Origin of the sequence: Clostridium tepidiprofundi DSM 19306 (assembly GCF_001594005.1) — a bacterium.
In the GTDB taxonomy this organism is placed as follows: domain Bacteria; phylum Bacillota; class Clostridia; order Clostridiales; family Clostridiaceae; genus Clostridium_AC; species Clostridium_AC tepidiprofundi.
The window spans coordinates 72,386-86,510 of the sequence record NZ_LTBA01000003.1; the positions used below are offsets into that span (position 1 = coordinate 72,386).

Consider the following 14,125-nt stretch of genomic DNA (forward strand, 5'->3'; position numbering starts at 1 on the left):
GGCCTGCAAAATGCCTCTTTATACTTTTAATTAAACATAACTCTTGCCAAAGTTACCGCCATAATAATCGCAGTAATATCAGCAAAAATAGCGGCCCACAAAGTATGTCTTATTTTTTTTATATTAACGGCTCCATAATATACAGTTAACGTATAAAAGATAGTTTCAGTAGACCCCATTATAATTGAAGCAACAAGCCCAATATAAGTATCTGCACCATATTTATTTAGTATATCAGTAAAAACACCTAAAGCTCCACTACCTGATAATGGCTTAATTAAAACCAGTGGTAGTATTTCGGAAGGTAGTCCAATTATTTGAGATATGGGCTTCATTATATTGATAAATCCATCTAATATTTTAGATTCTCTAAGAACAGAAACTGCTAAAAGCATTGCAAGAAGATATGGAAATATCTTAAGGCAAATTTTAAGTCCTTCTTTTGCTCCCTCAATGAAACATTCGTAAACTTTTACACCTTTAAATATACCATATGTAATAATAGCTACAACAATCAAAGGTATAATTGCTATTATTAAATATTCATGTACTAATTTTATCATTTTATCAATACACCTCATTCTTAGAAAAATCTGCTTAATATTTTACTAACGAGCACTCCTACTATAGCAGCTGTTCCTGTAGCAATTATTGCAGGTATAATTATCATTCCTGGGTTTTTAGATCCACTTGCTGCTCTTATTGAAATTACGGTAGTAGGCACAAATTGAATACAAGCTGCATTAAGAACTAAAAATAGTGCCATATCATCTGTTGCAGTATCTTTTTTAGGATTCAACTTATTCATTTCCTCAATCGCTTTTATTCCAAATGGAGTTGCTGCATTAGAAATTCCCATCATATTTGCAGTTAAATTCATAACAATAGCTCCCATAGCTTTACTATCTTTTCCCTCTTTCTTAAATATCATATTCAATATTGGACGTAATATCTTTGCAATTTTTTCAGTCAGTCCACTTTCTTCTGCTATTTTCATAACGCCACACCACAAACACATCATACCTATTAACTTAATAATCAATTCAACTGTTGATTCAGTGGACATAACCATTGCCTTTGTTATACCTTCTCCATTTCCAGTTAAAATCCCTACGATTATTCCTGATGCCAATATCAAAAACCAAATAATATTCATCATAATGTATAAGTATCCCCCTTGATTCAGTTTGCCAAAGTACTAGACATACTACATTTATACATGTTAATGTTAAAATATATACCTAAGCTCAAACTTAATCTTAAATTCAAACTTATACTTAATATATATACCCATTTTTATAATCATATTACTAATACCACTTTGAATTACATACAAAACAAAAGTCCACAAACATCATTTTTATAAATAACGTTTGTGGACTTTTTTAAAATCACTCAAATTGTTTAATCTATATATATGTCAGAAAATTCTATATTTATCTTCTCAACATTTGCATACTCATCATAAGCTTTATCTTTACATATAATTTTACTTTCAAATTCACGTACTGGTAATTCAATTATGAATTCACTTCCATTTCCATATTCACTATTTACCTCTATTGTACCTGCATGCATTTCTACAAAAGCCTTTACCATAGATAACCCTATACCACTACCCTCATTTTTTCTTGAAAGCGATTTATCCACCTGAACAAACCGCTCGAATATTTTATCTTGCTTATCCTTTGGTATACCTATACCAGTATCTTTTACAGAAATTCGCACCTTGTCCCCTAAGTCGGTAAATGTTACCCTTATCTCATCACCAGCTTCAGTAAATTTAATAGCATTCGATAAAAGATTCAATACTATTCTTTCAATTTTATCTGGATCAACACACATATATTTTTCTTCAACGTTCGTGTCAAAAATCAAATTTATGCCCTTGCTTTCTGAATATCCAACAACAGATAATGTAATATTTTCAATTACGTTAACTAAGTTATACTTACCAAAATTCATACTTAAATATCCAGCATCTATTTTTGTAATATCAATAAGATTGTTTACCAATCTCAGCAATCTATAACAATTATGCTTTAGTGTTCTTATATAACTTGATATCTTGCCCTGATTAAATTCATAACTGCCATTAGATTTCTTTTCAACTAATTGTATTATTCCAAGAATAACATTTAATGGTGTTCTAAGCTCATGCGATATATTTGTAAAAAATTCCGTTTTAGCCTTATCATACTCTTTCGATTTTTCAAGAAGTAAAGTTTTTTCTTTAATCTTTTCCTTTAATACCTGTATTTTTTTTCTTTCTGATATATCTCTAGAAACATTTAACACAACTTTTTCACCCTTATATGGTACTAATGCATGTTTTGTCTCAATAATAATCTCTTTATTATCGCTTTTCCTAATATATCTTTTTTCAATCACAGGTACAACACCATTTCTGTACAAAATATCATTTTCCTGTTCAATCAAAGCAACATCATAAGCACTCAACACCAAAAAATCACTTACCCTTTTTCCTACAATATCACTCGGTTTTGAAGCACCTAAAAGCTCAGCTGCAGCTTTATTTGCATACACAATACAATTATTATTTAATAATACCAAACTATCAGGAATCAACTCTAACAAATTACTGTAAATTACAAAATTTTCATGCATACTAGATTCCAATTTATTATATTCTTTGTCACTACTATCTAGCAAATCATGCTCCAGTTCCTTCAATAAAGCATCATGGTTAATCATCTCAATATTGTCAAACACTTTATCCACTCTTAAAAGAAATTCATATTTTTCAGTTTGTTTAACAAGCATATCTACAAATTTTAAATATGCATTTTTGAAAATTTTCTCAATTTTCACTAAACTATCATGCTCAATACTAGAGGATATTGTATAGCAAAGCTTAAACATACCTCTTAATATTTCATTATAATCATTATCATTTCCACCATATTCATCATAACCTATAACAATATCATTTATCTTTAGTACTGTGTACTTAACAAGTTCAGCTATAAAATCAGCAAAAGTTATACTTTCTTTTAAATGTTTTTTATCACTGTCATATAGCAAAGATTCTAGTACTTCATCCGTGATAAATTTCTCATTTTCTTTCAATGCACCATAATTCACCATCAGCTTCACCCTTTTATCATATAAATAGAAACCATTTATTTTTACACCTTGTCAATACAAAAATTATTATGTCTATTTATACTTCCATAGCATTATAATACATTATTTATTAATATTTGTAAACACCTGTACAAATACCCACTTATATTCAATATTATACATTCCTTGTGATTGCAGCCATTTCTAGCTTTAAAATCATACTATAATAACATTTTTACATTTATTTCTTTTTGCTATTCTAAATAATTTATTCATGATCTCATCTGATGGCGAATATGAGTTTATTAAATGGTTTCTTACTCCAATAGGTCTATATTTTATAAGCTTATACCTTATATCAGGATTTATTGATGCTATCATATTGCTAATTTCAAATACATTTTTTTCATTATCTAAAATATCTGGAACAATAACCGTTCTCACTTCATATAATTTATTTATTTTCCCTAAATATTTTAAATTTTTCAAAACAATATCATTCGATTTTCCAGTAAGCTTATAATGTTCTTTAACATCAAATGCCTTTACATCTAGCATAACTTTATCAATAACTTCGACCAATTTTTCGTTTTCATAAAAAGGCATAGAGCCATTAGTATCCAGAAAAACAGTCAATCCAAGACTTTTAACTTTCTCGCACACAGAAGTCAATAATTCAAGCTGTCTTGTACATTCTCCTCCTGAAATTGTTACTCCCGAAATAAATGCCTTTGTCTTTTTTATCTCATCAACAATATCTTCAACACTCATTTTCTGAACTTTAGGCGAACTATCTCTAGGACATATTTCTAAACACTTACCACATTTATGACACTTATTCTTATCCCAAACAACATTTCCTTCCATAATTTTAAGTGCTTCATATGGACATTCCTTTACACATATACCACAGTTATTACATATATTGATGGTTTCAGGATTATGACAGTAAAGGCAATTAAAATTGCATCCCTGAAGAAAAATAGAAGTTCTATTTCCCGGCCCATCCACAGAACTGAAAGGAAGTATTTTATTAACCAATCCATCAATCATACTTTTCTTACCTTTCTACTTAATATACCTTGATTTTTTACAGATCCCAATCCTAACTCAACAGTATCTCGTAGTACTTGCTCTCCTCTTTCTAATTTTTCCATTTCAGACCTTTTTACAAGATATCCAGTTATTCTTATAACATCAGAATCAGAAGCATAAAACGAAATATACCTCATATTTTCTTTAAATGCACCCTTAATTATATCTAAAACATATTGTGGATTATTCTTAGCTGTCTTTTCAAAAGCAAACACATCACCTATTCCCGATGGAAAAAATTTATGAAACTTAGATGATTGCAATAAATGTTTATAAAGCTCAGGTTCTTCCCCTATAGGTATCCTGCATCCTGGACTAATACCTTCATCAGAATCTATGCCAACTTGTGCATGAAGAAGAAATTTTCCATTTGAAAACTTGCAATATTCATTGTAGTGCTTATTAACTTCTTCATAAAGTCTTTCTATAATTTCTAGTCCAATATTGTCAGCCATTTCGCTATGTCCAAATCTATCTTCTAATCTATCCGAATCAATAAAATGATTTACACACTCTGCAAGTCCAAACATACCAAACATAGCAGTAAATCTATCTTTACTAATCAAGCCTTCTTTTACCAAGAAACTACCTTCAAAAAAGTTACTCTCCTCCACTAGAAATTTAATTCTTTCATCCATATAACTTGCCATTCTTTCAACTGCATCTGGAAGCAATACATTCAAAAACTCTTTTTTATATTTTGTCTTCTTAGCCAACCCTGCAAGATTCAATCTAACTAATGTAAAGCTCCCCCCACCTATAGGAAGGCCATTATAACAACTAGCAATAGCATATTCAGTCCCAAACTCATTCTCAAAAATTTCATTATTAGCAAAACTAGGTTTTGCTGTAGCAAAAGCCGTATTAATTGCACTAATAGCAAAACTATCAGGTGTATTTTTACTATACTTAAGCGATATATTTGGAATAGAAGTTTGAATTTCTCTTTGAATGTCTAATATCATTCTTCCCGCTTTTGTATCTAAAGGACCAATGTTCGCATGACAAAATGAATCTGTTATAGTCCTATCTATATGAATTAAAAACAATTTAATTGCATTGTAAGCTTCCTTTTCATCATTAATAAAAGGTTCCAACAAATAATCTATATTCCCTATATAAACAGGGAAAGATGTAATAGAAGGTACATGTTTATATAATATGAGCAAATTATTTGTAGCTTCCCATATATTCTTTGGAGCACTAAGTTCTAAAAATTTGCTACCATTCTTCATAAATCTTGCATAATCAGGCACAACATATCTAGGTCTATAAGGTGCATTTCCCTCAAAAAGATCACATATTATACCCTCATCCCTATACTGCTGAACATTTTTAGTTATATTCAATACATTCAAAGAATTTTCTGCCTTTCTTGCAAGCTCTAAAACCTTTTGTTGATAAGTAATTTTTCTACTTTTTATAATCTCCATATTTTCCTCATCCCCCTGGGGTGTAAATTTTTCCAATGAAACTTCCAAAACTTTTTTATTCATTTGTCTGTATTTTTTGATTTTTTTCTAGTATAATAATATCGTGATTACATTACAATTATATCACAACTTTTTAGGGGGGATAATATGAAAAAAGGGAAGATTCTATTTGAAAATTTAGGAACATGGATTATTGTTGCTATGTTCTTAGGAATTATAGTTGGAGGAGTAATGGGAAAAAATGCATCAATATTTGCACCACTTGGTGATATATTCATGACTCTTTTAAAAATGGTAGTAATACCTCTTGTAACATTTTCTATCATTACTGGTGCTGCTTCAATTGGCAACTCCAAATCTGCAGGTAAGATAGGTATAGCAACTTTTGTATATTACCTATCTACAACCGCTGTTGCCGTAGTTGTTGCATTAATACTAGGTCAATTATTTAAACCTGGTACTGGTTTACCTATGGAGCAAATTAAATCAATATTCTCAAACGAATACGCTAATAAAGGTACTGTACCTGGCTTTTGGGAAACAATTAAAGGAATAATACCCGCAAATCCAATAGCTTCACTCGTTCAAGGAAATATTTTGCAAATTTTATTCTTCAGCTTATTCTTTGGATTTGGAATTGCTTCTTTAAAAGAAGAACAAAAAGAATTACTTACAAAAGTTTTTAATGCTATCACAGATGCACTAATTTTTGTTATTATGAAAATCATGTATATTGCTCCAATAGGTGTATTTGCACTAATGGCCGATGCAGTAGGCACATTTGGATATAATATATTAGGTCTACTTGTGAAATTATTGGTTATTTATGTTATAGGATTATTACTTCAAGCATTTGGAGTATATTCTCTTGCTCTGAAACTATTTAGTAAAACACCTGTTAAAAAGTTTTTCTCCAAAATATATAAAGTTCAATTGTTTGCATTATCAACTTCATCTTCTATGGCAACTCTTCCAATAAACATGGAAACATGTGAAGAAGAATTAAATGTATCAAAAGAAACAACTTCATTTGTTCTACCACTCGGTGCAACAATAAATATGGATGGTAATGCAATATATTATGCACTAGTAGCTTGTTTCTTTGCCCAAATGTTTGGTATAAAGCTTGGAATGGCTCAATACTTAGCAATTATATTCACTGCAACAGTCGGTTCTATTGGTCAAGCCGGTGTACCTGGTCCTTCATTATTAGTTGTTGCAGTATTGCTTTCAGCAAACATACCAATAGTAGGATTACCTCTTTTATTTGGAGTTGACAGATTGTTCGATATGATGAGAACAGCAGTAAATGTTACTGGAGATGCCTCTTGTGCGGTAATAGTCGACAGATTAAAAGAATAATTATATATGCTCTAAAAGAAACTCCATAATGTCGTTGATGGAGTTTCTTTTCTATTCTATATTGCTTGTCTTTTTATTATTGGTATGATTTTAACACCTAATACTGCAGTCAATATGCATTTTGCTATATCTCCTGGAATAAATATTAACATTCCTATTTTAAGCGCTTTCGCTACTGAAATACCCACTCCTGAAACATCTTTCAAAATTATATATAAATATGGAACACCTATAGCATAAATCACTACCATACCAGTTAATGACGCTATAAATAATCTTGTAAAATTAACCACTTTAGTTGTTTCTGATATTTTGCCTATAATATAAGCACCTACTATAAATCCTATAAGATACCCAAATGATGGCGTAAACACAGTAGAAATTCCTCCAGTTCCCCCTGCAAATATAGGTAATCCAACAAGTCCTAGAAATACATAAACCATTTGTGATAAAGCACCTAATCTTGAGCCTAATATCACACCAGCTAACGCTGTAAAAAGAACCTGTAATGTAATAGGTGCAGGACCTATTGGTATTTGAATAAATGCCCCCACGGCAGTTAAAGCCGCAAATAGCGATACAAGAACCATGTCTTTGGTATTGATTTTCACGTTTAAATTCCCCCTTAATCGTAAATAAATTTATATTGTAAACCATATACGCGATTAAAGTTTACAATATGAATATTATAACATAAGAAAATATTTGTCAATATACAAACAAATATTTTCTTATAAACAACAAACCCAAATTAAAGAACCTTAATTAGAGAATATTGAATAAGGAATAGAGAATAGTAAAAGTTGGGGCTGTCGCACTAAATAATTAGTACGTAGCTCCTTTTTTATAAGAAATTAACAGTAAGCAAAATAAGCCCTCCTTATTCGGCTTACGCCCCACCAGTTTGCTGTCTACGCTTAGCCCTTTGGGTCACCCCAAACAACTTAAGACTCGCTAATGACTGTTGGTTAAACTTTGTCATACAGGACTCCCACCTGCTATACATCACGCCCTTTGCTTGGCGCACGGTCTGACCCCTTAGCGAGGGAGCCTGGAGGGCGGTTGCGACCGAGCTTGCTTTTCTGGTTGCTAATTAATTTGTTTTCCTTTAGTCCATAATTCATACTCACTAATATCCGCTTCATCGTTCCAACTAATTCCATATCCTCCAACGTCAACCTTTGCCATACTGAATATTATTTTATCCTTTAATATCTCAAACTCTTCAATATTCAACCATGGTTTCATATCATATTTTTTAACAATATTGTTTTCGAAAGTTACTATCACTATATAATCTTCTTCTACTTTTACATCTTTTATTTTAGGTATTTTAATTTTCATACAAAACACCTCCTACTTCAACCCATCTAATTTTTTAAATACTTTCTTTTCCCAAATTTTCATAAGTTCATTTTGATGTAGCTCAGCCCATTCTCTTATTAATTTTACAGCTCTATTAGGCAAATCTCCTTCCGTCATTTCCAGTGTGTTTATATCAAATACTCCATTATATTCCCCATAAATAGCATGAAAATGTGGTGGTAGATGATCGTTGAAATACATTTTAATGATTATTCCGTAAAATCTTGTTATTATTGGCATTCTTTTTTCCTCCAAAAACTAATCTTAATATTTTTATTTTCATGTCACCATTTCTCTCTTTACTTATTATTATATCTTAATTTTTGTTGCATTTTCACTATCTTTTAAAAAGTATTTATATTTTTTATTAATACAAATTCTACAACAACATAAAACATCAAAAATAGGATACCCGGTTCCAATGGAATATTGGAATCAAGCATCCATATGTGCATGAATTTTAATTAAATTACCTATCCACTTGATATGTATCAGTATATTATTCTGGTAATTAGAAAATTTTGCACCCCTGGGGTGAAGATACTAATACTATGGTGCTATAACACCTTTAAATATCAAAACAATAGCGACAATTGCTGCGATAACAATGCCTGCCGATATCATCTTTTCGCCACCAGTCAATTCACCTCTATCCGCTTCCTTCTTTGACAAGTAATAGAAATAAATTCCCGGTGCATAAAGCACTGTACACATCAATAAATAATCCAATCCAGCTGCATATATCAACCAAATAGCATATATTGAAGCTATCAGTGCTATTAATTTATCTTTTCCTCTGTTTTCAGGCTCAACACTATAAGCTCCCTCATCCAAAGTAACCTTGTATCCATATAAAGCACTAAACAAATATGGAATTAATATAGCAGTACTTGCCATATAATATATAGCTTGGTATGTACCGGATGAAAATAGAGTTACAATTAAGAAAAACTGAATCAATCCATTAGTAGCCCATAATGATGTCACTGGAGTACCTTTTTCATTCTCTTTAGCAAACACTTTAGGAAATACACCATCTTTTGCTGCAACATATGGTATTTCTGTTGATAACAACGTCCACCCAAGCATTGCTCCTAATAGCGAAATAATCAATCCTATATTTATTAAAGCAGCACCCCATTTTCCTACCATTGCCTCCATTACGTATGCCATTGATGGGTTCTTTAGTTTAGCTAATTCAGGTCTTTTCAGAATACCTACTGATAGTAATGATATTAACACATAAATAGCCAATGTACCTATAAGCCCTATAACAGTAGCCTTTCCAACATCTCTTTTGTCTTTTGCTCTTCCCGAAACAACAACAGCTCCTTCTACTCCTATAAATACCCATAAAGTAACTAACATGATGTTTTTAACTTGACTTACAACGCTTCCCAAATCGGAACTACCCCAAAATTCAAATTTAAAATTATTAATGTTGAATGTTATAATACCAAAGACAATAAATATTATTATTGGTATTAACTTTGCAATTGTAGTTACCACATTAATAATAGCTGCTTCTTTTACTCCATTTAATATCAGAGTATGCATTAACCAAAGCAATACAGATGCACACACAATTGAAACTAAATTGTTGCCATTTTCAAATATTGGGAAAAAATATCCCAATGCACCGAACAAAAGAGTAGCATATGCAACATTCCCTAAAAGAGCACTAAGCCAATAACCCCATGCAGAATTAAATCCTGAAAAACTTCCAAATCCCTCTTTCGCATAACTATAAATCCCACCTACTAACTTTGGCTTTCTCAATGACAAGTTCTGATAAACAAGTGCCAAAGAAATAATACCAATACCTGTAACAATCCATCCTATTATCACTCCTCCACTACCCGCACTAGCCGCCATATCAGATGGCAAATTAAATACTCCTCCACCTATCATAGAACCAACAATCAATGCAATAAGTACACCTAATCCTAATTTGTTTTCATTTTTCATATCAACTCAACCCTTTTTCATTTGTCAATTAGGCACTTGAAAGGAATTAACAAGTCAAATATGTCACGTATATTTTGTATCAAACAAGCAGAAACAAGTTCCTCTATGATAGTGGAACTATCGTAGAATTTCAGTGTTTCAACACAATACACGATACGAAATAAGCTAACATACTGACTAGCTATTCTTTTAAAGATGCCTTATACAAGTTTTAGAACTCTATAATTTCTGAGAAAATACGAGTTCCAAAACTTATTAAGTATACAATTATAGTATCCATAATTCTTATATATATTCTTGTTGGCTCGTGTTAAATTTTACTAAACATCATTCCTTTTTTATTCAAATATTCACTAATACGACTGTGGTTTAAAATTTCTTAATCTAAGAGCATTTGAAACTACTGAAACCGAGCTCAAACTCATTGCCGCTGCCGCAATCATAGGATTTAGTAATGGTCCTCCAAATATATGCAATACTCCCATAGCTATTGGAATTCCCAAAATATTATAACCAAATGCCCAGAAAAGAAATACTTTTGAAATCATTACTTACACCTACTTTCCTATAAGTTTTGTTAGTACTTTCATAATTTCATCAATCTTTTCTTCACCCTCATCATTTAAAAATGCCTCTCTAACACAATGGTTCAAATGCTGTTTTAAAATCAACATATTTGCTTTTTTTAGTAAAGATTGTGCTGCAATTATTTGATTCGAGATATCAATACAATATCTTCCATCATCAATCATTTTTATTATTCCTTCAATTTGACCTTTTGAAGTCTTTAATGCTTGAACTGCTTGCTTTTTCTCTTCATTCATTTTATATTACCTCCCCTCCCCCGTATAGGGGGTATATTTCAATTAAAACACATAAGTACATTCTTGTCAATTCTAAATCTATACATTATTTTTTCTTTTAATGAATTTATTATTCGTGCTATCAGTACTCATGATTGTGATTATCAGACTTTTAGTATATAATTATAGAGACAAATCTTATTATAAAAAGAGGTGATTATATGAAAAAATTAATAGGAATTTTATTGTTAGCTATAATAAGTTTTTTTATTGGCATCATTATAAACTATTTTAAAATTAGCAACTATGTTTCCTTTGCTGCTATTATTCTTATCAATACTTTTGGAATAATATTAATTTATTATATTGAAAATAAAAAAAGAGTCAGTTCACTAGATAATTCAGATAAACCATTACTTGTTACAAATGAATGTTCTGATAATAGTATAGCTAATGTAGCTTTATCATTAGCAGATAGTAGTAAAAACATGTATTTAACTACAAATGACCTGAGTAAACTCTCTGACAAAATTTATAATGCTTCTAAAGAAGTTTTAAACCGTATTGAAATTGATAATTCTAATATTACATCTATTGATAAAGAAATTCATAAAATTTCTGTAGAAATTAATGAAATAAATAATGTTATAAAATTCACTCAAGAATTTTCTAAAGATAATATTCAAACTGTAAAGAAAGAAGAAATTGTATTAAACGACGTGCGTAAAAACATGCAGGAACTTGTTAATTTTTTTAAAAATTTCTTATATGTCACAGAAAACTTGCAAACCTCTTCGCAAGAAATACATAATATAATCTCATACATTGAAAATATCGCCAATAAAACAAACTTACTTTCTCTTAATGCTAGTATTGAAGCGGCTAGAGCAGGTGAACACGGAAAAGGTTTTGCAGTAGTAGCCACTGAAATAAAAAAATTAGCAGATCAATCAAAACAGTTCAGTTCGAATATTAATGTTAAACTGCAAAATATCGAAGAAAATATAGATAGGCTAAACAGCATTTCTCATTTAACAGAATCAAAAATAAATATAACAAATGATGCACTAAACAATGTCAACAACACTTTAATAAACATAGCTAATTCTTCACATATACTTGATAACAAGATAAAAAATATTATTCAAAAATATTCTACAATAATCGAATCTATTGAAAATGTTATCAATAATAATGAATTTCTTATGGAGTCTAATGGAGAAACTGTCAATTTAATGCAAGAATTTGCAGCTGATATTGATGTTCAATGGAATATATTAAATAGTTTTAAAAACATAACTGAAAATATATCAAATGTGTCTAACCAATTTTTAGACTACTATTTAGATGAAGAAATCAATAAAAAATTAATGGATATTGCTCTTCAAATAATAAACAGCAATCCTGACATGAGTAAAACAGGTTTAAAAACTTTATGCAATCAGTTAGGAATAGATGGTTTGTACTATGCTAACAATGATGGAATATTTGAATATTGTACAGTAAAAGAAGCTTGTGGTCTTAATATTTTTCAATTAGATAAAAGATATAAAGAATTTATGAGAAGTGAAAAAAATGTTAGAATTTACCCTCTAACAAGAAAAATTGATACTGGTGAATTAAGTGTTTTTATGGCTATTAGAAGGCCTAATAACAAAGGAGTTATTTCGGCTGAAATATCAATTAACAATCTATTGAATTTAGCCGCCTAACATTTCAAATACACATTATAATAAGGGATTAAATTACGTAAATAATTTAATCCCTTATTTGTTTGTTAATTTTTCACTTTACTTTCTTTTCACAACTTTACCATCAACAATAACAATATCAACTGTGCTTCTTAAATCAAATGGATGTCCACTATAAACAACAATATCAGCGTCTTTCCCTACTTCAATACTTCCAACTTTATCCTGTATACCTAGTATTTCAGCTGCATTTATTGTCACAGCTTTTAATGCCTCTTCTTCATCCATTCCTTCTCTAGCTGCCAATGCTGCACATACTGGTAAATATTGAAGTGGAATAACTGGATGATCAGTCATTATAGCTACTTTGATACCAGCCTTTGAAAGAATTCCAGGAGTTTTAAAAGTAAGGTTTTGAAGTTCTACTTTAGATCTGCTTGAAATTGAAGGGCCCAATATTACACCTTTTTGATATCCTTCTTTTAAATAGTCGACAATCAAATGCCCCTCCGTGCAGTGATCTAAAGTAATATCCACATCAAATTCTTTTGCTACTCTAAGCGCAGTTAATATATCATCAGCTCTATGTGCATGTGCTTTTAAAGGTATTTCCTTCCTAATAACCTTAGCTAGTTCTTCCATTTTCATATCATATTCTGGCATTTTTGAAGAGTCATCATTAGCTTTTTCCTTCTTATCCACATATCTCTGAGCCTTAATCAAACTTTCTCTTAAAATTGCTGCAATTCCCATCCTTGTAATTGGTGATTTTTTTAGCTCACTATAACATCTTTTTGGATTTTCACCAAATGCAATTTTCATAGCGGAGCATTGATTAATAATCATATCATCCACTCTATTCCCATATGTTTTCATTATAGTAAATTGACCACCTATTACATTTGCACTACCAGGCCCAGTAGAAACCGTCGTAACCCCTGACTCTAAAGCTTCTTTAAAGCCTATATCCATTGGATTTACAGCATCAATCGCTCTTAGTTGAGGAGTTACAGGATCTGCTATTTCATTCCCGTCTACTCCAGGCTTACCCGTTCCACTTTCAAACATTCCAATATGACAATGTGCGTCGATTAATCCCGGCATTACAAATTTGCCTCCTACATCGATTACTTCTGCATCATCTGTAATATTGATATTTTCCCCTATTTCCTTTATTTTACCTTTGTCTATCAATATCATCCCATTTTTGTAATCAGTACCCGCCATAGTATGTATATTTGCATTCTTTATTAAAATCATATAATAATCCCCCTTCTGACTTTTTTAGAGAATAGTGAATGGTGAATAGTAAAGGTTGAAA

The 14,125-nt window shown here is 30.7% G+C and carries 14 protein-coding genes; 2 read left to right on the forward strand and 12 right to left on the reverse strand.

Annotated features, from left to right (window positions below; genetic code table 11):
* Positions 1-26: 26 nt before the first annotated feature.
* The 5 genes from CLTEP_RS03000 to CLTEP_RS03020 all read right to left on the reverse strand — a co-directional run bounded on the left by CLTEP_RS03000 (position 27) and on the right by CLTEP_RS03020 (position 5,615).
* Complete coding sequence (locus tag CLTEP_RS03000; RefSeq protein ID WP_066822405.1) at positions 27-563, reverse strand: spore maturation protein; 537 nt, start codon at positions 561-563, stop codon at positions 27-29.
* Positions 564-583: 20 nt separating this feature from the next.
* Positions 584-1,159 carry a nucleoside recognition domain-containing protein gene (locus tag CLTEP_RS03005; RefSeq protein ID WP_066822408.1) on the reverse strand — a complete coding sequence of 192 codons (576 nt, stop codon included), beginning with the start codon at positions 1,157-1,159 and terminating at the stop codon, positions 584-586.
* A 245-nt stretch (positions 1,160-1,404) separates the two neighbouring features.
* The gene (locus CLTEP_RS03010; RefSeq protein ID WP_066822410.1) at positions 1,405-3,108 is read right to left on the reverse strand and encodes a sensor histidine kinase; all 1,704 of its coding nucleotides are present in this window, start codon (positions 3,106-3,108) and stop codon (positions 1,405-1,407) included.
* Positions 3,109-3,303: 195 nt separating this feature from the next.
* Positions 3,304-4,140: a YjjW family glycine radical enzyme activase gene (locus CLTEP_RS03015; protein ID WP_066822413.1), complete on the reverse strand. Its 837-nt coding sequence runs from the start codon at positions 4,138-4,140 to the stop codon at positions 3,304-3,306.
* Positions 4,137-5,615 (reverse strand): YjjI family glycine radical enzyme, encoded by a 1,479-nt coding sequence (locus CLTEP_RS03020; RefSeq protein WP_066822415.1) that lies wholly within the window; start codon positions 5,613-5,615, stop codon positions 4,137-4,139. The genes CLTEP_RS03015 and CLTEP_RS03020 overlap by 4 nt, the downstream gene beginning before the upstream one ends.
* Positions 5,616-5,762: 147 nt before the next feature.
* Between CLTEP_RS03020 and CLTEP_RS03025 the strand changes: the two genes are divergently transcribed.
* Entirely contained in the window at positions 5,763-6,977 is a 1,215-nt protein-coding gene (locus CLTEP_RS03025; RefSeq protein ID WP_066822418.1) for a dicarboxylate/amino acid:cation symporter, read from the forward strand.
* A gap of 56 nt (positions 6,978-7,033) precedes the next feature.
* Here CLTEP_RS03025 and CLTEP_RS03030 read toward each other — a convergent pair whose 3' ends face one another.
* The 6 genes from CLTEP_RS03030 to CLTEP_RS03055 all read right to left on the reverse strand — a co-directional run bounded on the left by CLTEP_RS03030 (position 7,034) and on the right by CLTEP_RS03055 (position 11,134).
* Complete coding sequence (locus CLTEP_RS03030) at positions 7,034-7,588, reverse strand: biotin transporter BioY (RefSeq protein ID WP_066822421.1); 555 nt, start codon at positions 7,586-7,588, stop codon at positions 7,034-7,036.
* Positions 7,589-8,066: 478 nt separating this feature from the next.
* Entirely contained in the window at positions 8,067-8,321 is a 255-nt protein-coding gene (locus CLTEP_RS03035) for a DUF2442 domain-containing protein (RefSeq protein ID WP_153016267.1), read from the reverse strand.
* A 12-nt stretch (positions 8,322-8,333) separates the two neighbouring features.
* Entirely contained in the window at positions 8,334-8,582 is a 249-nt protein-coding gene (locus tag CLTEP_RS03040; protein ID WP_066822423.1) for a DUF4160 domain-containing protein, read from the reverse strand.
* Between the two features lie 309 nt (positions 8,583-8,891).
* Positions 8,892-10,310 (reverse strand): arginine-ornithine antiporter, encoded by a 1,419-nt coding sequence (arcD, locus tag CLTEP_RS03045; protein WP_066822425.1) that lies wholly within the window; start codon positions 10,308-10,310, stop codon positions 8,892-8,894.
* Between the two features lie 353 nt (positions 10,311-10,663).
* Positions 10,664-10,858 (reverse strand): hypothetical protein, encoded by a 195-nt coding sequence (locus tag CLTEP_RS15065; protein ID WP_066822428.1) that lies wholly within the window; start codon positions 10,856-10,858, stop codon positions 10,664-10,666.
* 9 nt (positions 10,859-10,867) lie between these two features.
* The gene (locus CLTEP_RS03055) at positions 10,868-11,134 is read right to left on the reverse strand and encodes a metal-sensing transcriptional repressor (RefSeq protein WP_066822431.1); all 267 of its coding nucleotides are present in this window, start codon (positions 11,132-11,134) and stop codon (positions 10,868-10,870) included.
* A 200-nt stretch (positions 11,135-11,334) separates the two neighbouring features.
* Between CLTEP_RS03055 and CLTEP_RS03060 the strand changes: the two genes are divergently transcribed.
* Positions 11,335-12,825, forward strand: coding sequence for a methyl-accepting chemotaxis protein (locus tag CLTEP_RS03060; protein WP_066822434.1), 1,491 nt, complete (start codon positions 11,335-11,337; stop codon positions 12,823-12,825).
* A 78-nt stretch (positions 12,826-12,903) separates the two neighbouring features.
* Here the strand turns inward: CLTEP_RS03060 and CLTEP_RS03065 are convergent, their stop codons facing one another.
* Positions 12,904-14,064, reverse strand: coding sequence for an amidohydrolase (locus CLTEP_RS03065; RefSeq protein ID WP_066822437.1), 1,161 nt, complete (start codon positions 14,062-14,064; stop codon positions 12,904-12,906).
* Between the last annotated feature and the right edge of the window lie 61 nt (positions 14,065-14,125).